Annotated in this window: 14 protein-coding genes; 12 read left to right on the top strand and 2 right to left on the bottom strand. The window is 29.8% G+C overall.

Going from position 1 to position 21006, the window contains the following annotated elements; all coding sequences use genetic code 11:
* Nucleotides 1-88 precede the first annotated feature (88 nt).
* Nucleotides 89-586 carry a GNAT family N-acetyltransferase gene (locus QU666_RS04265; protein WP_021770061.1) on the top strand — a complete coding sequence of 166 codons (498 nt, stop codon included), beginning with the start codon at nt 89-91 and terminating at the stop codon, nt 584-586.
* Nucleotides 587-910: 324 nt separating this feature from the next.
* On the opposite strand, the gene adhP is transcribed toward QU666_RS04265, so the two are convergent.
* Nucleotides 911-1951, bottom strand: a complete 1041-nt coding sequence (gene adhP, locus QU666_RS04270; protein WP_021770062.1) for an alcohol dehydrogenase AdhP — start codon at nt 1949-1951, stop codon at nt 911-913.
* Between the two features lie 940 nt (nt 1952-2891).
* On the opposite strand from adhP, the gene QU666_RS04275 reads away from it, so the two are divergent.
* Nucleotides 2892-3770 carry a hypothetical protein gene (locus QU666_RS04275; protein WP_198012147.1) on the top strand — a complete coding sequence of 293 codons (879 nt, stop codon included), beginning with the start codon at nt 2892-2894 and terminating at the stop codon, nt 3768-3770.
* Between the two features lie 120 nt (nt 3771-3890).
* On the opposite strand, the gene QU666_RS04280 is transcribed toward QU666_RS04275, so the two are convergent.
* Nucleotides 3891-4406, bottom strand: a complete 516-nt coding sequence (locus QU666_RS04280; RefSeq protein ID WP_021770041.1) for a hypothetical protein — start codon at nt 4404-4406, stop codon at nt 3891-3893.
* A gap of 314 nt (nt 4407-4720) precedes the next feature.
* On the opposite strand from QU666_RS04280, the gene rapZ reads away from it, so the two are divergent.
* The 10 genes from rapZ (at nt 4721) to QU666_RS04330 (ending at nt 20933) form a co-directional block, all read left to right on the top strand.
* Nucleotides 4721-5608 (top strand): RNase adapter RapZ, encoded by an 888-nt coding sequence (rapZ, locus tag QU666_RS04285; protein WP_021770040.1) that lies wholly within the window; start codon nt 4721-4723, stop codon nt 5606-5608.
* Nucleotides 5609-5617: 9 nt separating this feature from the next.
* On the top strand, nt 5618-7402 hold the full coding sequence (uvrC, locus tag QU666_RS04290) for an excinuclease ABC subunit UvrC (protein WP_021770039.1): 1785 nt from the start codon (nt 5618-5620) through the stop codon (nt 7400-7402).
* A 19-nt stretch (nt 7403-7421) separates the two neighbouring features.
* The gene (locus tag QU666_RS04295) at nt 7422-8438 is read left to right on the top strand and encodes a hypothetical protein (protein ID WP_036071770.1); all 1017 of its coding nucleotides are present in this window, start codon (nt 7422-7424) and stop codon (nt 8436-8438) included.
* A 331-nt stretch (nt 8439-8769) separates the two neighbouring features.
* On the top strand, nt 8770-10287 hold the full coding sequence (locus QU666_RS04300) for an ABC transporter ATP-binding protein (RefSeq protein ID WP_021768491.1): 1518 nt from the start codon (nt 8770-8772) through the stop codon (nt 10285-10287).
* Nucleotides 10280-11347 carry an ABC transporter permease gene (locus QU666_RS04305; RefSeq protein WP_021768492.1) on the top strand — a complete coding sequence of 356 codons (1068 nt, stop codon included), beginning with the start codon at nt 10280-10282 and terminating at the stop codon, nt 11345-11347. Before QU666_RS04300 ends, QU666_RS04305 begins: the two co-directional genes overlap by 8 nt.
* Nucleotides 11348-11395: 48 nt before the next feature.
* On the top strand, nt 11396-12265 hold the full coding sequence (locus tag QU666_RS04310; RefSeq protein WP_021768493.1) for an ABC transporter permease: 870 nt from the start codon (nt 11396-11398) through the stop codon (nt 12263-12265).
* A gap of 26 nt (nt 12266-12291) precedes the next feature.
* Nucleotides 12292-13047: a class I SAM-dependent methyltransferase gene (locus tag QU666_RS04315; RefSeq protein ID WP_021768494.1), complete on the top strand. Its 756-nt coding sequence runs from the start codon at nt 12292-12294 to the stop codon at nt 13045-13047.
* 780 nt (nt 13048-13827) lie between these two features.
* Complete coding sequence (gene uvrA / locus QU666_RS04320) at nt 13828-16656, top strand: excinuclease ABC subunit UvrA (RefSeq protein WP_021768495.1); 2829 nt, start codon at nt 13828-13830, stop codon at nt 16654-16656.
* A 247-nt stretch (nt 16657-16903) separates the two neighbouring features.
* On the top strand, nt 16904-17425 hold the full coding sequence (locus tag QU666_RS04325) for a DUF1439 domain-containing protein (protein ID WP_021768496.1): 522 nt from the start codon (nt 16904-16906) through the stop codon (nt 17423-17425).
* A 187-nt stretch (nt 17426-17612) separates the two neighbouring features.
* Nucleotides 17613-20933 (top strand): DEAD/DEAH box helicase, encoded by a 3321-nt coding sequence (locus QU666_RS04330; RefSeq protein WP_304984865.1) that lies wholly within the window; start codon nt 17613-17615, stop codon nt 20931-20933.
* The last annotated feature ends 73 nt before the right edge of the window (nt 20934-21006 follow it).

The raw sequence follows: 21006 nt of genomic DNA on the forward strand, positions 1-21006 counted from the left end.
ACATTAGAAAATTAATTTTTATAAGTAAATTTATGTTGTAAATATGATATAATTGAATTCTATAAAATAAGTTAAGGGGAAATAAATTATGAATATTAGAAAAGCAAAAATGGAAGATTTAGATGAGATAACTGCAATAGAAGCAGAGTGCTTTCCAGCAAGTGAGGCTGCAACTAGGAAATCTTTTGAAGGAAGATTAGCTGTTTATCCTGATTATTTCTGGATTCTTGAAGAAAAAGGGAAAGATGGAAATAAAAAAATTGTGAGTTTTGTGAATGGAATGGTGACAGATAGTCCTAATTTGGAAGATGAAATGTATGAAAATCCTAATTTACATAATGAAAAAGGAAATTGGCAAATGATTTTTGGAGTAAATACGTTACCTGAATATAGAAAAAGAGGGTATGCTGAAAAATTAATCAATGAGCTTATATTTGAGGCAAAAAGCAATTGTAGAAAAGGAATAGTCTTAACTTGTAAGGATAAACTTGTTTCATATTATTCAAAATTTGGGTTCAAAAATGAAGGAGTCTCAGAATCTGCTCACGGTGGAGTTGTCTGGTATGAAATGAGATTGACATTTTAAATTTTTTAAAATGAAACAAATAGGTCTTATACCAAATTCGATTTAAAAAATTGAAATAAAATTCAATAATGATTAATTTGATAACATTTCTAAAAAAATCAAATCTAATTTTTAAGATGGATACTTAATGATTAAATTTAATTAAATGATAATTTAATAGTTAATAGTATAATCTTGTAAAAAATGACTTTAATTTGACAAATTTTTTGATTTTCACTATTTAAATAGGAAATAGTATGAGTAACATATCTGTTAAAATAAAAAATGTAACTAACAATTAAAGTTAATTACATTTTTTTGTTTATTTAGATAAATTTAAATGAATTAATGTTTATGTCCACATCCGCAAGAATGTTTCATATCAATAACCATACGTCCTTGGATTGTTCCTTCTTCCATTTCTTTAAAAATTTCTGGAGCTTCGTCAATATTTCTTGTTTGAACTACTGGTACAACCAATCCTTCTGCTCCAAATTGGAATGCTTCTTTTAAGTCTTCTCTTGTTCCAACAAGCGATCCGATTACTTCGATACCATCTAATACTGTTTTTACGATTGGCAAGTCCATAGTTTCTGATGGAAGTCCAACTGCAACAACTTTACCAGCGGCTCTTACTGAATCAATAGCTTGGTTAAATGCAACTTTTGATACAGCAGTAACTACAGCGATATGAGCTCCAATTCCACTTAACTCTTTAATTTTTGCAACAGGGTCTTCTTTTTTACCATTTATAATATAATCAGCTCCAACTTCTTTAGCAAGTGCTAATTTGTCGTCATTTATATCAACAGCAATTACATGAGTATTAAATACTTTTTTAGCATATTGAACTGCCAAGTTTCCTAATCCTCCTGCACCGTAGATTACTACCCATTGTCCTGGTTGAGGTTTTCCAACTTTTATTGCTTTATAAGTTGTAACTCCTGCGCAAGTAATACTGCTGGCTTGAGCAGGATCTAATCCTTCTGGAACTTTTACTGCATAATCAGCTGTAACGATACATTGCTCAGCCATTCCTCCGTCAGCAGAATATCCTGCATTTATTACATCTCTGCACAATGTTTCTTGTCCATTGATACAGTATTCACATTTTCCACATCCTTCAAAGAACCAAGCAATACTTACTCTATCTCCAGGTTTCAAAGATGTCACACCATCAGCAACTTCTCTTACAATTCCAATTCCTTCATGTCCTAAAACTCTTCCAGGAACTTTTCCAAAATCTCCATGAGCCACATGTAAATCAGTATGGCAAACACCGCAATATTCCACATCAACTAATGCTTCTCCTGTTTTTAGCCCTCTTAATTCTTTTTCTACAACTTCTATTCCAGTTCCTTCTTGATTAACTACTACTGCTTTCATTATACTATTTCCTTTCTGTTTTAAAAATTCATATTAATATATGTGAATATGTTCACATAATAATATATACCTCATAAATTTAAAAAAGTCAAATATTTTTTAATAATTTTTTTATAAATTGAGATATAATTTTATATAACAAAGTTGATTTTCGTTAATTTATAAGGTATACTCATAACGAAAACATTTAAAAATAAAAGTTAAAAGAAAGAATTTTATATTAATTGTTTAGAAAAAATTATTTTTAATTTCAAAATATTAATTTTTTTAAAATTAATCTAAGAAAATATAAAACGAATAATTAACCATGTAGCTATAAGAAAATGATGATTGATGTTTAAAAATAAAAAAGTTTAATAAATTTTATGAAAGGATTTTAAGGATGGAAAGTTTAAAAAATTTAATTAGTTTATTCGATTCAGAAAAGTTTTTTTTTATGACAACTTTTCTTCCAGTTATGTTGTATAAAGATTTTTCCGAAACACAGAGAATCTCAATATTTTATATAATATTTTGGTCTTTTCCTACATATCAAAAATATACGAAAAATGCCCAAAGTATACCTGTTGTATATATTATTATGTTATTTATTATTATAACTTTTCTCTCTTTAGAAATTTTAACATTTGATGTTCCTAAATTATCATTAATTACAAATATTATGTATAAAATAATAGATTATATTTTTATAATGTTTTCTCAGTACGGGGTTATTTATATGATACTTTCTATAGTTATCCTAGAAATCAGAAATGAAGTTACTATGATTTTTTCAATTTTTCTTATTTTGAACGGTTTAATTAAGTTATTTTATGCAAAAGAAATATTAATTAAAATATTTAATCTAATACCCAAAAAAACGAGAGAAATATTTAATTCAATACCTAAAAAATCTATTGTAGCAAATATATTTTGGTATATTATAAAGCTTGTTTGTTCAATGTCAATATACCATAATATAATAATAAATAGAAATATTTTATTTATTTTCAGTATCTCTCTTTTTGTTATCGGAATCTTAAGAATTTCTTGTGAAGACTTTAAAATAAAAACAGTTACAGAACTTTTTAAATATTTTCCACCACCAGTAAAAACTGATGAGAATATATTTCCTTTAAAATGTATATATGATATTAATTTTTTTGAATGGATGGATGATAAATCTGACAAAGAAAAAAATTATGAGTATTATCAGATTCTTTATGAATTTTTAGATAAAAAAAAATCAAAACTTTTTAAATGGTTAAAAATTAATCATATGGAAATGAGTTTAGTTAGATCATTAGGAATATGGTATGGGAGAGAAAATTTAATTAGACTATATTTCTTTTCTGTTATTTATACAGTATTTTATACAAGAAGTTTGAGAAAATTTTTTGAAAAGAGATACGGAGCCTATTATTCGGATAAAGATTATTTTAAAATTTATTTACTAAAAATATGTATGAGACGTTTAACTTTAAATTTTTCTAAAAAAGTAAGATATTCTTCTATTTGCAATTACATGGGAGAAAGGAAAGAAAATTGGTCAAAAGAAAAATTTTTTGTTGGATGTATGGGTCTTGAAAATAATAAAATAGAAAAACATCTCGAAGAAATTGAAGATAAAATACAAAAAAATAATTTTATTGTTGAAATAATTGATGATTTGAACACTCAAAGTGTAAAAAAATACAACATATCTAAAGATAAAGTAAAAGAAGAAATTTTTATTTTTGAGATAATTAATGATACTAAATATAGTGAAATTATAAAACAATACAATTTATCAGAAACTGAAATAGAAAGACAGCTTCGTAAAATTGTTAGCAATGAATAAAATATTACAGAATAAGAAATCAAAACGAAAAAAAATAAACAAATTTATAAGACTCCTTAAAAATACAAAATTTAGGCAGTCTTATTTTTATTTGCTACAAAAAAAGAGAAATAGAAAAATCTATTTCTCTCCTAAAACTTTGTTATTTTTGATTTTAACACTTTTTATAGAATTAAATTTTTTATTGTTTCCTAAGTAGAGCAAAGGCTTTTTATATTGCAGTTCGTAGGATATGGTGCTTATAAGGGTAAGAGCGTATTTATCTGGCTTGGTATCTTTTCCATCTTTTGTTATTAATTTTTTTAAATTAAAATTCCAAAGATAAAGATTTGAATTTTTATATTCTAATTCACTTTCAAATTTGGCTTTTCCAGTAGTCAGTTCAGAAGTAGCTCTGTCTTTAAATTCGTAATCAGCATCAATTATAAGTTTATCATTTTCAAAGTAGACTGTTGGGTTGGAAAGTTTCATATCTCCAAGTGTATACATTGATTTTTCGATTGGAAATTGTGATGTAACAGCAGAAATTATAGTTTCTTTTGGAATTTCTGATTTGTTTTGTGTAAAGATATAGACACTGATGGTAATTATGAAAAGGATAACTCCTAAAATTATAAAATTAATAGATTTTTTCATATTATATTCCTCCAATTTTAAATTATACCCGAAACTATTTAAAACTAAACTATCAAAAATTATAAAACTCAGGGTTTGGGTAAATCATAGCCTTTGAATTCTGTTTTAAAGTAGTTTTATTATAAAATAATATTATCACATGAGGCTTTTAAAGTGCTTAGAATAGGCATTTAAACAATAGATGAAAAAATAAAGCAGTAAAATAATTATTACTAAAATATTTCAAAAATAGTTTATCTAAATGAGAAAATTATGGTATAATTAACAAAGAAAAATATTAAAAAATGAGACAAAATAAAACATGAGGGAGCAAGATGATAATGGAAGAAGAAGGAGAAAAAAAAGAACTTGTTATAATAACAGGAATGAGTGGTGCAGGAAAATCGGAAACAATGAATTTTTTTGAGGACAGGGAATATTTCTGTATTGACAATTTTCCTATAAGTCTGTTTCAGTATCTAAATGAGATATTTTTGAGCAACAAAAAAAGAAATAAAGTTGCGGTTGCGATAGATATAAGAAATCAGGAATTTATAGAGCAGTTTTTAAAACAGCTTGAGATTTTGGATAAAAATGGAATAGACTATGAAATCATATATCTTGACTCAAGAACAAATGTACTTCTTAGCAGGTATGAGCTTTCCAGAAGAAAACACCCTTTAAATTTATACGATACATTGCTTGAAAATATAGAGGCTGAAAGAAAAATAATTAAGGACTTTATGTTAAAGGCAGATTTGGTAATAGACACTACTAAAACGTCTGTAAAGGAACTTCAGAAAATATTGGAAAAAGAATTTGCAGGGAAAAAAGCAAAATTAAGTGTAAATCTAACTTCTTTTGGATTTAAGAATGGAATACCGCTGGATTTACATCTAATGTTTGACCTGAGATTTTTGCCAAATCCTTATTACATTCAAAATTTAAAGCGTAAAACGGGTAATCATAAAGATGTACAGGATTATGTAATGGGACTTTCAGAAAGTCAGGAATTTTATAAAATGCTTCTTGATATGCTCAAATATTTGATACCAAAGTATGAAAAGGATGGAAAATCTCATTTGCGTATAGGAATAGGGTGTTCAGGAGGTCAGCATAGATCTGCAACCTTTGTAAATATGCTATGTAAGGATTTATCTGAGAGTCTAGAATATAAGATAACAAAATTCCATAGGGAAATAGGTGATAAAACGGAGGTATAAAAAGACAAAATGGAAGAAGAAATAAAATCACCAATTAAATATAAGGATATTCCCACTCATCCTGGAGTTTATCTGATGAAAAATGCACGAGGAAAGATTATTTACGTTGGAAAGGCGAAAAATTTGCAAAATAGGGTAAAATCTTATTTTGTAAATGTAAATTCGCATAATCAGAAGACTCTGGAATTGGTGAAAAATATTAGAGATATTGAGTTTTTTATCTGTAAATCAGAAGTTGAGGCACTTATTCTAGAAAATAATCTTATAAAGAAGAATAAGCCAAAATATAATATTTTATTAAAAGATGAAAAAACTTACCCATATATAAAATTTACAAAAGAAAAATTTCCTAAAGTGGAAATTGTGAGAAGTACGAAAAAATTAAATGAAAATGCAGAATATTTTGGGCCTTATCCGATGGGAATATTTTTTGCGATGAAGTCGCTTATTAAGATATTTCCAGTACGGGACTGCAATCGAAGTATGGACAAAATTACAAAACCTTGCTTAAAATATTATATGAAAACTTGTCCTGCTCCCTGTAAATACAAGGATATTGAAGATGAGTACAGCACAAATGTCAAAAATTTCAAGAATTTTTTGAAGGGGCATTCTGACAAAGTTATTGAAATGCTGGAAAGCCGAATGAAAAAGTTTAGTGATGAAATGGAATTTGAGCGTGCAATTAATGAGCGTGAAAAGTTGGCTGTGATGAAAAAAATGCTGGAAACTCAAATTATTGAATACAGTAAGGAAATTGATGAAGATGTTTTTGTGTTTGAGGAAAAAAGGGAAAATGTGTTTTTATGTGTGCTGAATATTCGGGAAGGTAAAGTTATTAATAAAAACCATACAATAATTTCGATGGAGAGAAGTCAAGAGGAGAACCTGTTCGAGAGATTAATTACTTCGTACTATGAAAAAAGGAATATTCCAAAGCATATTATTTGTGATGAGCGATTTATGTCAAGCGAACTTTTGATAAAAGAATGGGCAAAAATTGAAAAACATAGGGAAATAAAATTTCATTTTCCAAAAATAAATAGCCGAAGATTGCAGCTATTAGAAATGGGGTATTTAAATCTGCGTGAAGAAGTGGATAAATACTACAGAAAACGTCGTATGGTTCAGGAAGGATTGCGTAATTTAAAAAAAGAATTGCGATTGAAAAGTTTGCCTTACCGAATTGAATGTTTTGATATTTCAAATATTCAAGGAAAAGATGCGGTTGCGGCTATGACAGTGGCACTTGATGGAGAAACAACGCCAAAGGAATATAGACATTTTAAGATTACCGTAAAAGACACGCCTGATGATTTTTTAATGATGCGGGAAGCATTGACACGAAGGTATTCCAAAATGGAAAATGATCAAATGCCCAATTTGATTCTAATCGATGGTGGAAAAGGGCAGTTAGGAGTGGCTGTAGATGTACTCGAAAAACTTGGGAAAATAGAGCATACTGATGTAATAGGAATTGCCAAAAGAGAAGAGGAAATTTTTAAAAGTTATGAAAGCGAGCCTTATTTATTTGAAAAGACAGACGAAACACTGAAAATTTTGCAAAGATTAAGGGATGAAGCCCACAGATTTGGAATTACACATCATAGAAAATTACGAAGTAAGCGAAATGTAAAAAGTGCATTGGATGATATTACAGGAATTGGACCAAAGCGTAAAAAGGAATTAATAAAAAAATTTGGATTGATAAAAAATATACGAAATGCAACATTGGAGGAACTGATGGAAGTTGTGCCAGAAAATATTGCTATTTCGATAAAAGAAAATTTATAAAAATATTAGGAGGAAAAACTTGAAAAAATTAATAATTTTGATGTTGCTAGGATGCACTATGACGAGTTTTGCTCTTTTTGATAAGATAAAAAAGGAGATAAAATGGAAGGAAGAAGAAAAGCCACGATTTAATCAGGTAAAAGTGATGATTGATGGGGAAGAGAAAATGCGGAAGGTTATACCAGGGCGGTATGAGATAAAATTGTTTGAAATTACTTATCCGACAGATTTATTTGGAAAAAATAGATTTTACAATGAATTTAACACTTTTTTGAAAAATATAAAGAAAGGAAAGAAATATTCCTTGCTTCTGGAAAATAGATTTTATCAAGAAATGCAGGATATAAAAATTGATCAGCTTTCAGAAGAAGAAAAAATATTGGAATTACCAGCTTCTTCTTTGGATGAGTATTATAGACAGCAGATGGTTGCAATGTCAAGTGGTGCTAATTTGACGGAATATATAGGAACAGATCAGGAATATTTAAATAGACAGATTTATGTACTTTATGAGCTTTTAAATAAAACTGACTTTAATCCCACAAATGTTTATTCTGAACTTGACAAGGAATTTTTAATTGAAGAATTGAGAAACCATCGAAAAGAAGTTGTGGAAAATTTTGAAAAATCGAATGTTGAATTTTTTATAAAGGAAACTTATGAAAATTCTGGATTAAATAAATTTAAAGATGATTCAGTTTATAAATTTGATAAGGATATTGTTCTTTCTGATAAACTAGAGGATCAAGCTGTGTTACCAGAGCTTCAAAGAAATATTTATTTGACAGAATTTCCTAATGAAATTATTGAAGAACTTGCTAAAAATAAATTAAAATTAAAAAGATCGCCATTGCTACTTGAAAATGACGAATATACAGGGTATACTTATAATGAAAACAATACAGTTGTGTTTATTGGCGGAAAAAATCCTAAGTATTATTACAAGGATTACAAGATAAATGTAGTTAAAAAACCAATAGCAGTACTTGATTTGTTGAAGACAAATTCTAATTATTACGTGTCAGATTTTTTTTAAAATTATATTTTTAATAATTTAATAATATAAATAATATATTTGTTTAATACGAATTCCAAATCATTCATTCGTCTATTTTTTTATATTTAAATTTTAGATTTTTTTTTATTAACGACAGTTTTTTTATTTTTTGTTTATAGTTTTTAAAAGTTTTTTTGAGTACTTATAATTTTCTAGTTAAAACAATATTTAAAATAAAAGAATATAAAAACAAAAGGAACAATGATTGTTTATAAAAATAATTGAAAATGTAAAGCGTAAAAAAATTTTTTGGATGAATGATTTTAGGAATAATATTAAACAAATAAAATCTTAAGAAGTAGGAGGAAAGATGAGCGAATATATTTTAGAAATGAAAAATATACGGAAAGAGTTTTTAGGCGGGAAAATTGTCGCAAATGATGATATTACGCTGAAGGTTAAAAAAGGGGAAATTCATGCGATTGTTGGGGAAAATGGAGCTGGAAAGTCTACACTTATGAAAATTTTGAACGGGCTTTATTCTCCAACTTCTGGTGAAATTTTTTATAAAGGGGAAAAAGTTGATATCGATAGTCCTACAACTGCGGCAAATTTAGGAATTGGAATGGTTTATCAGCATTTTATGCTAGTCGACACATTGACAGTTGCTGAAAATATGGTTCTAGGATTTGAACCTACAAAGGGTGGAGTATTTTTTGACCTGAATACTGCGAGAAAGCAGGTTAGGGAAGTTTCTGAAAAATATGGGCTGAACATTGATCCAGATGCGAAAGTATCAGATCTGTCAGTTGGGATTCATCAAAGAATTGAGATTTTAAAAGTATTATTTAAAGGTGCAGAATTACTTGTATTCGATGAGCCAAGTGCGGTACTTACACCACAGGAAGTAAAAGAGCTTTATGAGATTATGAGAAACCTTATAAAAGAAGGAAAAACAATTATCTTTATTTCACATAAATTGCAGGAAGTACTTGATTTATCAGATAATATAACAGTTATTCGACGTGGAAGCGATGTTGGAGGATTGAAAACTACAGAAGCGACAAAGGAAAAAATCGCAAACCTTATGGTTGGACGTGTGGTATTGTTTGAAGTGAAACGTCCAGATGTAAAAATTGGGAATGCAGTTGTAAAAGTTGATAATCTGACTGTAAAAAGTGGAAGTATTGAAAAAGTTAAAGGTGTTTCGTTTGAAATACATGAAGGTGAAGTGCTGGGAATTGCTGGAGTAGAAGGAAATGGGCAGACTGAACTTATTGAGGCTTTGGCAGGGCTTGTAAAAGTTGATGGTGGAACGTATTATATAAATAATGATGAGCTGGAAAACAAGACACCTAAACTTATGAAAGAAAAAGGACTTTCCCATATACCTGAAAATAGACATAAACGAGCAACTATTGATGATTTTACAATAGAGGAAAATATGGCTTTGGGACTTCAAGATCAGTATTCTAAGGGGCTATTGCTTAATTATAGTGAAATTGAAAGAAAAACTAATGAATATATAGAAAAATACGATATTAGACCTACAGATGGAAAAATCAAGTTTGGCGGATTATCTGGTGGAAATCAGCAGAAAGTTGTTGTAGCAAGAGAGTTAGAACGTGAAAACAAATTTATTATTGCAGCACAGCCTACAAGAGGAGTCGATATAGGAGCAATAGAAATGATTCACAATACAATTTTAAATGAAAAAACTAAGAAAAAAGCAATAATGGTTGTTTCGGCAGAACTGTCGGAAGTAATGGCTCTGAGTGACAGAATAGCCGTAATGTATTCAGGAAAAATTGTAGGAATTTTGGATAGAAAAGATGCAACAACAGAAAAATTAGGAATATTAATGGCAGGAGGGAAAATAGATGATTAAAAATAAGATAAAGGATTTTCTACCGTCTATAATTGCAGTATTAATCGCATTAATTATTGGTGGAATAATAATGATGACGAAAGGTGTAAATCCGTTTACAGCCTACATTGATATGATGAGAGCAGCTTTTTATCAGACTTCTCCAAGATCACCATTCTTTAGTGGACTTGCAAAAACATTATTTATTGCAACGCCATTAATATTTTCAGCACTTGCGACAATGGTAGCCTTTAAAGCGGGATTATTTAATATTGGAATGCAAGGGCAAATGGTTGCTGGGGGACTTGCTGCAACTTTCTGGGGAATTACATTTAAAAATTATGTTTTTGGAAATGTATTTGTTGTAATACTTGTAGCTGTAATCGCAGGATTTTTATGGGCTGGGATAGCTGGACTGTTACGTGCAAAGTTTGGAGTGAATGAAGTAATCAGTACAATTATGTTAAACTATATCATGATCGAAGTGCAAAATTTTCTATTAAACGGAATTTTAAAAGATACAACTACACAAAATACACAATCACCACGTGTTTTTGAAGGAGCTAGATTGCCGTTACTTTTTGCAAAAGTTACAAAACAGAACTTGAATTTTGGTTTTGTAATCGCAATTCTTCTGACAATAGGAATATTTTTCTTTTTCAAATATTTCAAAAAAGGATATGAAATAAAAGCAGTTGGACAAAGTGATACAGTTGCTGAAAATGCAGGAATTAATCCAAAATACATTATGTTTTTGGCAATGGGAATCGCTGGAGCGTGTGCTGGACTTGGAGGAGCTGAACGTGTTTTAGGTGGAGCTTCTCAGTACACATATACTGAGCTTATAATGGGAGATTATGGATTTACAGGACTTGCAGTAGCACTTCTTGGAAAAAATAACCCATTTGGAATATTAGTTGCGGCAATATTTTATGCGGCACTTGAAGTTGGGGGACAAATGTTGCAGCAAAGATACCAGATTGACAAGGATATTGTATTTATTGTACAAGCGTTAATCATTATTTTTGTAGCATCAGAAAATTTATTCAAATTTATGCTTAACAAAAAGAAAACGGCATAAATTTAGTTATTTAAATAAAAAAATATTGAGTCAGAAAGGAAAAATAAAATGAATATATTACAACAAATATTTAATTTATTACAGCAGACAATAATAATAGCACCTCCAATTCTTATAACAGCCGTAGGAGCGTGTATTTCTGAAAGAAGTGGAATTGTTAATATTGGACTTGAAGGAATTATGTTAAGTTCAGCATTTGCAACAGCAGTTGCTAATATAACTACAGGGAATCCATATTTAGGAATAATTTTTGGAATAATAGTGGGAATTCTAATTTCGCTAATTCATGCAGTAATCAGTATCAACCTTAGAGGAAATCAAATTATAAGTGGAGTTGCAATAAATCTGTTTGCGGCTGCAATAACTTCATATTCAATAAAAACTATCTTTAAAACTGCTGGAAGTACTCCATTAGCAAAATCATTGGCAAATCGTCCATTAATGATAATACTGATTTATGCAGTTGCCATAGCAATGTATTTCTTTTTGTATAAAACTGTTTTAGGTTTGAGAATCCGTTCAGTTGGAGAGCATCCATTAGCAGCTGATACAGTTGGAATAAGTGTTTACAAGACAAGATATATCGCTGTACTTATATCAGGTGCATTAGCAGGGCTTGGTGGAGCTTACCTTACAGCCGTATTGCTTCCTGCCTTTTCAAATAATATGTCAGCAGGACGTGGATATATCGCCTTGGCAGCAATGATTTTTGGAAAATGGAATCCAATAGGAGCAATTTTAGCAAGCCTATTATTTGCTTTCGGACAAGCATTTGCAGATGTTTCAAAAACAATCGGACTGCCAATATCTCAGCAATTTTTGACAATGATACCATACGTTTTGACTTTATTGGCGTTAGTTGGATTTGTAGGAAAATCGAAAGCACCGAAAGCATCAGGATTGCCGTATGAAAAATAAAATTTGATAACAAAAAAGGAATAAAAATGCTAAAATCTTATCAAGAAATAAATGCAGAAACAATTGACCGATGGGTTGAAGAAGGCTGGGAATGGGGACAGCCAATTAGCCATGAAACTTATTTAAACGCTAAAAATGGTAATTGGAATGTCCTCTTAACACCAGTCAATCCTGTACCTCACGAATGGTTTGGAAACTTAAAAGATAAAAAAATATTAGGACTGGCTTCTGGTGGTGGACAGCAAATGCCTATATTTGTTGCTTTGGGTGCAAACTGCACTGTTTTGGATTATTCAGATAAACAGCTGGAAGCTGAAAAAATGGTTGCAGAACGTGAAAAATATGAAATAGAAATTATCAAAGCCGATATGACAAAAAAATTACCATTTGCAGACAATAGTTTTGACATAATTTTTCATCCAGTAAGCAACTCCTATATCGAAAAAGTTGAACCAGTTTTTAAAGAATGTTACCGAATCCTGAAAAAAGGTGGAATTTTATTGTGCGGCTTGGATATTGGAACAAATTATACTGTAGATGAAAAGGAAGAAAAAATCATAAACAGTCTTCCATTTAATCCATTAGTCAATGAAGAGCAAAGAAAACAGCTGGAAGAACAGGACTGTGGAATTCAATTTTCCCACACAATATCAGAACAGATAGGTGGACAATTGAAAGCTGGATTTAGACTAACAGATATTTATGATGATACAAATGGATTTGGAAGGTTGCATGAACTTAATATTGCAAGTTTTGTAGCAACAAGAGCAACAAAAGAATAGAAATGAAAAAGCTGTTTTATAAGTTTTTCAAAAATAACTGACTTATGAAGCAGTATTTTTTTGTGTAAAAATTTTTATAGACTGGAGTATAAAAAAATGGTAATATTAGATGATGAAGAATATGATAAAGTTTGGGATATATAGTAAAATTGCTTTAAAACTGAACTCAAACCCTAAATTTATACAATTTTTAATAGTTTTTTTTTAATGGAGTCGAATCTATTTATATTAAGTTATTTTAACGCAGAGGCATCAGACGCCATGCCTCTGCACTCCCGCTTTACGCAAAACTTTCTTATAAGAAAAAAAGAAAACTCGCTTTTGAATAAAAATTTATTTATTTTAAATAGACAAATATGATTTAAAAGTTTTTCAAAAGCTCAGACAGTTCTTTTTCTCTTAACGAAATTTTGCTTGATTTTTGTTTTAGTTAAATAATTTTATTGTAGCTAAATGAAAGTTGTCGTGATTTTTTTGGGAATGAAAACGATTGTTTGAGCGAAGTTTTACGTAGCGAGTTTCGTTTTTATTTCAAAAAAATGCTTAGACGAGCCAGGATTGTAAAGGGGATGGCGAATGATCCCCTTTACCTAAAAAAGTAAAAAACATATAAGATATACAAAAATATTGATTTAATATAATTTACTTAAAAAAATTTAAGTGAAAGCATTATTATAAATTTTTAAAAGTAAAACTTGAGTTATTAATTATTTTGAATAAAAAATAAAAAAAGGATTGGTTTATTGAGGGGAATTTTAGGAGAGAGGAACATCGAAAAGAATGAAAGACAACAAGATAAAAATTATTGGAGCAAGAGAGCATAATTTGAAGAATATTGATATTGAGATTCCTAAGAATGAGCTTGTGGTAATTACAGGGGTTTCGGGGAGCGGGAAGTCTTCGCTTGCGTTTGATACGATATATTCGGAAGGGCAAAGAAGATATGTGGAGAGTTTGTCTGCTTATGCGAGAATGTTCATTGGGCAAATGCAGAAGCCTGAATTGGATAGCATTGAGGGGCTTTCGCCTGCGATTTCGATTGAGCAGAAAAGTGTTTCTAAGAATCCACGTTCGACTGTTGGGACAACTACTGAAATTTATGATTATATGAGGCTTTTATGGGCACATATTGGAGAGGCACATTGTCCGATTTGCCATCAGAAGGTGGAAAAGCAGTCGATTCAGGAAATTGTGGATAATCTTGTGAATGGACGAAATGAAAAGGATAAATTGATAGTGTTATCGCCTGTTGTTATTGATAAAAAAGGGACTCATAAAAATTTGTTCTTGAATTTGCAGAAAAAAGGATTTCAGAGAGTTCGGGTAAATGGAGATATTTTGGATTTAAATGACACAATTGACTTAGATAAGAATAAAAGACATAATATTGAAGTTGTTGTAGATAGACTTGTTGTAAAAAAAGATGATAAGGAATTTTTGAGCAGAATTACAGAAGCTGTCGAAACAGCGAGTGAGCTTTCTAATGGAAAAATTATTGCAAATGTGAATGGAGAAGATAACAAATATAGTGAAAATTTTTCCTGCCCAAATCATCCTGATGTGATTTTTCCTGATGTTGTGCCAAGACTGTTTTCATTTAATGCACCTTATGGAGCCTGTGAAGTTTGTAATGGGCTTGGTTCAAGGCTGGAAGTGGATGAGAATAAATTGATTGTAGATGAAAATTTGTCAATTAATGAAGGTGGAATTGTTTTTCCAGGAGCGACTACAAAAAAGGGGTGGAACTGGGATTTATTCACAGCAATGGCAAAAGCACATAAAATCGACTTGGATAAAAAGGTGTCTGAATTGACTCGAAAAGAGAAAGATATAATTTTTTATGGAAGTAATAAGAAGTTTAAGTTTTCTTGGAGCGGGGATAGTTTTAGTTATAATGGAAATAGAGAATTTGAGGGAATTGTGAATGGTATTGAACGTCGATATAGAGAAACTGCTTCGGAGTCAGCAAAGGAAGAGATGGAAGCTAAATATATGACGGAGAGAACTTGTAAGACTTGTAAGGGAAAAAGGCTTAAAGATGTTGTATTGGCGATAACTGTAAATGATAAGAGCATTATTGACTTGACAGAAGTAAGTGTTGTTGATGCGCTGAAATTTTATGAAAATATTACACTTACTGAAAAGCAGATGCAAATTGCGTCTGAAATACTGAAAGAAATAAAAGAGCGACTAAAATTTATGATAAATGTAGGGCTTGACTATTTGAGCCTTTCCAGAATGACAAAAACTCTATCTGGTGGGGAATCGCAGAGAATAAGACTGGCAACTCAGATTGGAAGCAGGCTTACAGGTGTAATTTATGTACTGGATGAGCCAAGTATTGGACTTCATCAGAGAGATAATGATAAATTGCTTGCAACATTGAAGGATTTACGTGACATTGGGAATAGTCTGATTGTGGTTGAGCATGATGAGGATACGATGAGAGAGGCTGATTATCTGATTGACATAGGACCAGGAGCTGGAATTAATGGTGGAAAAGTTGTTGCAGAAGGGACTCCGAAGCAAGTTATGAAAAATAAAAAATCATTGACTGCACAATATTTGAATGGAAAAATAAAAATAGAAGTACCTGAAAATAGAAGAAAATCCACTAAAGAAATTGTTTTAAAAAATGCGAAGGGAAATAATCTGAAAGATGTTACAGTACATATTCCATTGGAAGTATTTACTGTGGTTACAGGAGTTTCTGGAAGTGGAAAATCGACATTGATAAATCAGACACTTTATCCAGAACTTCACAACAGGCTGAATAAAGGAAAATTGTATCCGCTAGAAAATAGTGGGATAGAAGGTCTTGAACATTTGGAGAAAATTATTGATATAAACCAGTCGCCAATTGGAAGAACTCCTCGTTCAAATACTGCAACTTATACGAAAATATTTGATGATATAAGGGATTTATTTGCTCAGACAAATGATGCAAAAGTGAGAGGATATAGCAAGGGAAGATTTTCGTTTAATGTGAAAGGTGGAAGATGTGAAGCCTGTAGCGGTGCTGGAATTAATAAAATTGAGATGAATTTCTTACCAGATGTTTATGTGGAATGTGAAGTTTGTAAAGGAAAACGTTATAATAGAGAAACGTTGGAAGTACATTACAAAGGGAAAAGTATTTCGGATGTGCTGGATATGACGGTTGAGGAAGCATACGAATTTTTTAAGAATATTCCGACACTTGAGAGAAAATTGCAGACATTGATTGACGTGGGAATGAACTATATTCAGCTGGGACAGCCTGCTACAACTCTTTCTGGAGGGGAAGCTCAAAGAATAAAACTTGCTACAGAACTTTCCAAAATTTCACGTGGGAAAACAATTTATGTACTGGATGAGCCTACAACTGGACTTCATTTTGAAGATATTAGAAAACTACTGGAAGTACTGAATCGACTTGTAGAAAAAGGGAATACAGTGCTTGTAATAGAACATAATCTTGATGTTATAAAATATGCTGACCATATAATAGATATAGGACCTGAAGGTGGGCATAAAGGAGGACAGATTATTGCACAAGGTACTCCAGAAGAAATAATAAAATCTCGAAAATCACACACAGCAAAATTTTTGAAAAAATATTTGAAATAAAATTTAGATTTAAGGTAAAACTAACTTTAAAAATATGAAATAATAAATAATATTTTGTATTATTAGGGCAAGCAAATACTTGAAAATTATTTTAAAATATACTCAAAACCATTTAAAATTGAATTGCTAGAAATTATATAAATTTAGGGTTTGAGTAAAATAGTCATAACTTTTGAGTTCTGTTTTAAACTAGTTTTACTATAAGTTCAAGTAAATTGTAACAAAGAAAAGGAGAAAAAGATTGGTTATGAAAAGTAAAAATTCATTTTTAAAAACAGTTTTATTAATGCTAATAATGATGTTTGGGGTAATTTCCTGCGATTTTTTGGCAAATAAAACCATTCGTGTGCCAAAATCGGTAATTGAGTCAAAGGCTAAGGAAAAATTCCCGATTACAAAGAACTTTCTAGTAGGGAAAATTACTGTCAAAAATCCTAAAATTTCATTTAAAGATAACAGAATTTATCTTGTAACGGATTATGACGCCTCATTGCTGGCAGATAGATCAGAAGGAGTTATTGAGTTAAATAGTGAAATTAAGTTTGACGAAAAAACAAACCAGCTCTATTTGGTAGACATGCAAGTAGAAAAAATTTTGGATAAAAATGGAAAAGATGTTGTGACAACACCTGTTGCAAAATCAATGAAAGCCCTAATATCAAATTATTTGGAAACAAATCCAGTTTACAAATATGAGTCAGATGATAAGAAAAAAGTTAAAGTAAAAAATATGTTTATAAAAAATGGAAAGTTATTTGTACAAACTTAATGGAGAATTTTAATTTTTACAGTGGAATTTAGATTTCACTGTTTTTTGTTGAAAAAATTGTATATTTTTAATTTGTCTGATATTATTAAGTAATGAAGATGTTTTTAGGAAGGAAAGTACAGAATTGGAAAAATTATTTGAGAAACTAAAAAAATTGACTACCCCAACTATTTCTGATAGGGGGAAAATGTATTTTGTCAATAAAAAAGCAGAATTGACAACACTTATAAAAACTTCAGATAAAATAACGATAGAATCACGAGTTATGGGAAGTTATGAAAATATTTACTATGTTGATATAACTTATTTTGAAGGTAATGAGAAAAAAGAAGAGAATCTTGTGTATGAATGTGACTGTCTAAATTTTTTGGAAAATAAAAAACCTTGTAAACACATTATAGCTACTGGAATAGCTGCAGATAAAGAAATTGAGGCTGGGAATATTTATTTTAAGAAAAATAGGGAATTTAAAATGGAAGAAGAAGTGCTTGATATTAAGAGAAAAGAAGCAGAAGAAGAAAATGATTTGTTTGAAAACCTTCAAAAAAATTTAGGAATAAAAAAAGCGATTTCTAAAAAAAGTATATATCAAGATATTGAAAAAGAAACAATTAAAAAATTTAAGGAAAGGTTGTTGGAATTAAAAAACAAAATTGAGAACGATGAAATTTCAGATTTGGAAAAAACTGAATACAAATTGGAACTTGAATTAAGTCAGGACACGCCTTCAATGTCTACTTTAAGAGTAAAAGTGGGAGAGAAAAAACTAAGTTATGTAAAAAATCTGGAACGTTTTGTTCATCAAGTAGCAAGAGGAAAATCTTACGAAATAAGTTCTAAAAATATTTATAATCCAAACATACATTATTTTAGTGAAATAGATAAAAAAATAATGGAAAATTTGAACAATTACTTTAGTAACAAAGAAAAATTTGGAATGCATTTTAATGGTTATTATGTAAAGTTACAGGGGGAACCTTTAAATCCGATGTTGGGAGAGATGATATTTTCAGCTGTAGAAAATAAAAAAACAATAAAATTTGGAAATAAGACACTTTATGTGACAGGAGAACATGAACCTGTGTTTGCATTTCAGAAAGATAAACGTGGACGAGAAAAGATAATCATAAGGGATTTTTCGGTTTTATCTCCTACGAGTCGTCATTTTAACTTGAATAGCGGGATATCAAATATTATAAAGTTTTATAAAATGAGTGGTATGGAATGGGAAATCATAAATACACTTACAGTAGGTAGTAAAAGTGAAATAGAATTTTTGAATGAAATATCAGGAAAATTAGTTAATGAAATAATAGAAGTTCTTTCAAAATATGAAATTCCAATTGCCAAAGTTACAGAAGAATACGGAAAAGTTAATATTTTTGTGGAAGAAGGAAATAGAAAAAATAAACTTTTGATAATGCTTTCGTGTCTTGAAGAAAGTGTCAAAATAGACGGTAAATATTTTATTCCTCAAAAAAATAAAAAACTTCAAAGAGAGATTTCTGAAGATTTTCAAGAAAATGCCGATGCTCACTTTATAAATATAGAACTACAACCAGAACGTGTGTATAGCAAAAAATTGAGAAAATTTACACACAAACAGCTAAAATCTGATGATATTATGTTAGAAATTGACAGAAACAAATTTTTAAAAATAGCGGATATCATTGACGAAAAATATGCTGAAAATGTAAATATAAATGTAAGTGACAAAGTAAAAAAAATTCGTAGAGTTAGTGTACAAATGAATATAAAATCTGTTGAAAATGAACTTTTTAGTTTAGATTTCAATGTTGAAGGAGTTGATGAAAAAGATGTCGAAACAATTTTAGAGGGAGTAAAGAATGAAGAAAAATTCATTACGCTGTCAAGTGGTGAACTTGTGAAAATAGCTAACAAAAGTAGTGAAGAGATGATTGGAATTGTAGATGCGATTTCAGATTTGAAGATTGGAAAAAATAGAATTTCTAAGATAAAGGTTTTACAGCTGGCACAAGTTTCTAACAGTATTAACGAGGAATTAAATGAAATGGAAGAATTTAAGGAACTTTTCCAAAAAATAAAAAATCGTGAAAATAAGGAACCATCAAATATAAAGGCAAAACTGTTTCCCTATCAAAAAATTGGGTTTAATTGGCTAAAAAATATGTACGATATTGGCTTTGGCGGAATTTTGGCAGATGATATGGGACTTGGGAAAACTTTGCAGGCGATTTCGCTTATTTCGGAAATTCAGCTGGAAAATAAGGATTTGTTTGGAATAATTATTGTTCCGACTTCACTTCTGCACAACTGGAAGGAGGAATTTCATAAATTTTCGGATATAAAGCCAATTCTTGTAGAAGGAGCTGCCAATACAAGAAAAGAGATGATTGAAAAAGCTAAAAAAGGAATTTTGATAACAACTTATCAGACTTTTAGAAATGACGTAAAAAATTATAAAAACAAAAAATTCGATGTGGCAATACTGGATGAGGCACAAAATATAAAAAATGTATCTTCACTTGTAAAAAAAGCAACAGATAAGCTAAACAGCTCTGTAAATTTTGCACTCACAGGAACTCCAATCGAAAACAGCATTATGGAACTCTGGTCAATTTTTGATTTTATCTTCCCTAGTTATTTAGACAACATAACAAAATTCAGAAAAAAATATAAAAATTCATTAGATAAGCCAGATTCTAAAAAAATATTTAATTTGAAAAAAATAGTTTCTCCATTTATTTTGCGAAGAACAAAAAAGGAAGTATTGACAGAACTGCCTGAAAAAGTAGAAAACAATATGATAGTAGAATTAAGCAGTGAACAGAAAAAATTATACATGGCATACGTAAAACAAGCTAAAAAAGAACTTAGAGAATTTGACAAGGAAGAAAACAATAATCTGAAAGTACTGGCAATTTTAACAAAATTACGCCAAATCTGTAATTCTCCACAATTGTTCGATGAAAATTATAAAGGTGAAGTTGCTAAAATTGAACTTTTAAAGGAATTAATGCCTGATATTTTGGGAAATAACCATAGAATGCTTATATTTTCACAATTTTTAGGAACTCTTGAAGAAATAAAAATAGAATTGGAAAAAGAAAAAGTTAAATATTTTTACATCGACGGAAGTGTCAAATCAAAAGAACGTATGGAAATTTCCAAAAAATTCAATTCAGGTGAAGGACAAGTAGTTTTAATTTCGTTAAAGGCTGGAGGAACAGGTTTAAATCTGGTTGGGGCAGATGTCGTAATTCATTATGATCCGTGGTGGAATTTTGCAGTAGAAAATCAGGCAAGCGATAGGGCTCACAGAATCGGACAGAAAAAAAGTGTTCAAGTTATAAAACTGATAACAGAAGGTACAATTGAGGAAAAAATAATAAAACTTCAAGAAAAAAAACGAACCTTGAGTGAAAATATTTTGGAGAAAAACAATAAAAGTGATAATCAGAAATCAAAAGATATTTTTGAGATGAACGAGAGAGAATTGATGGAGCTTTTGAGTCTTGAAAAATAAAATATTGATTTGAAAAAATTTCAAAAACTTTAGATTGCAGTGCTCATGAAAAAAGAAATTTTATAACATTGAC

Origin of the sequence: Leptotrichia sp. HMT-225 (assembly GCF_030644325.1) — a bacterium.
GTDB classification, from domain to species: domain Bacteria; phylum Fusobacteriota; class Fusobacteriia; order Fusobacteriales; family Leptotrichiaceae; genus Leptotrichia; species Leptotrichia massiliensis.

Coding starts and splice junctions, on each gene's coding strand:
- QU666_RS04330 (WP_304984865.1), top strand. CDS start 17,613: ATGTATTTTGTCAATAAAAAAGCAGAATTGACAACACTTATAAAAACT.
- QU666_RS04275 (WP_198012147.1), top strand. CDS start 2,892: ATGTCAATATACCATAATATAATAATAAATAGAAATATTTTATTTATT.
- QU666_RS04310 (WP_021768493.1), top strand. CDS start 11,396: ATGAATATATTACAACAAATATTTAATTTATTACAGCAGACAATAATA.
- uvrC (WP_021770039.1), top strand. CDS start 5,618: ATGGAAGAAGAAATAAAATCACCAATTAAATATAAGGATATTCCCACT.
- uvrA (WP_021768495.1), top strand. CDS start 13,828: ATGAAAGACAACAAGATAAAAATTATTGGAGCAAGAGAGCATAATTTG.
- adhP (WP_021770062.1), bottom strand. CDS start 1,951: ATGAAAGCAGTAGTAGTTAATCAAGAAGGAACTGGAATAGAAGTTGTA.
- rapZ (WP_021770040.1), top strand. CDS start 4,721: ATGATAATGGAAGAAGAAGGAGAAAAAAAAGAACTTGTTATAATAACA.
- QU666_RS04325 (WP_021768496.1), top strand. CDS start 16,904: ATGAAAAGTAAAAATTCATTTTTAAAAACAGTTTTATTAATGCTAATA.
- QU666_RS04280 (WP_021770041.1), bottom strand. CDS start 4,406: ATGAAAAAATCTATTAATTTTATAATTTTAGGAGTTATCCTTTTCATA.
- QU666_RS04300 (WP_021768491.1), top strand. CDS start 8,770: ATGAGCGAATATATTTTAGAAATGAAAAATATACGGAAAGAGTTTTTA.
- QU666_RS04315 (WP_021768494.1), top strand. CDS start 12,292: ATGCTAAAATCTTATCAAGAAATAAATGCAGAAACAATTGACCGATGG.
- QU666_RS04265 (WP_021770061.1), top strand. CDS start 89: ATGAATATTAGAAAAGCAAAAATGGAAGATTTAGATGAGATAACTGCA.
- QU666_RS04305 (WP_021768492.1), top strand. CDS start 10,280: ATGATTAAAAATAAGATAAAGGATTTTCTACCGTCTATAATTGCAGTA.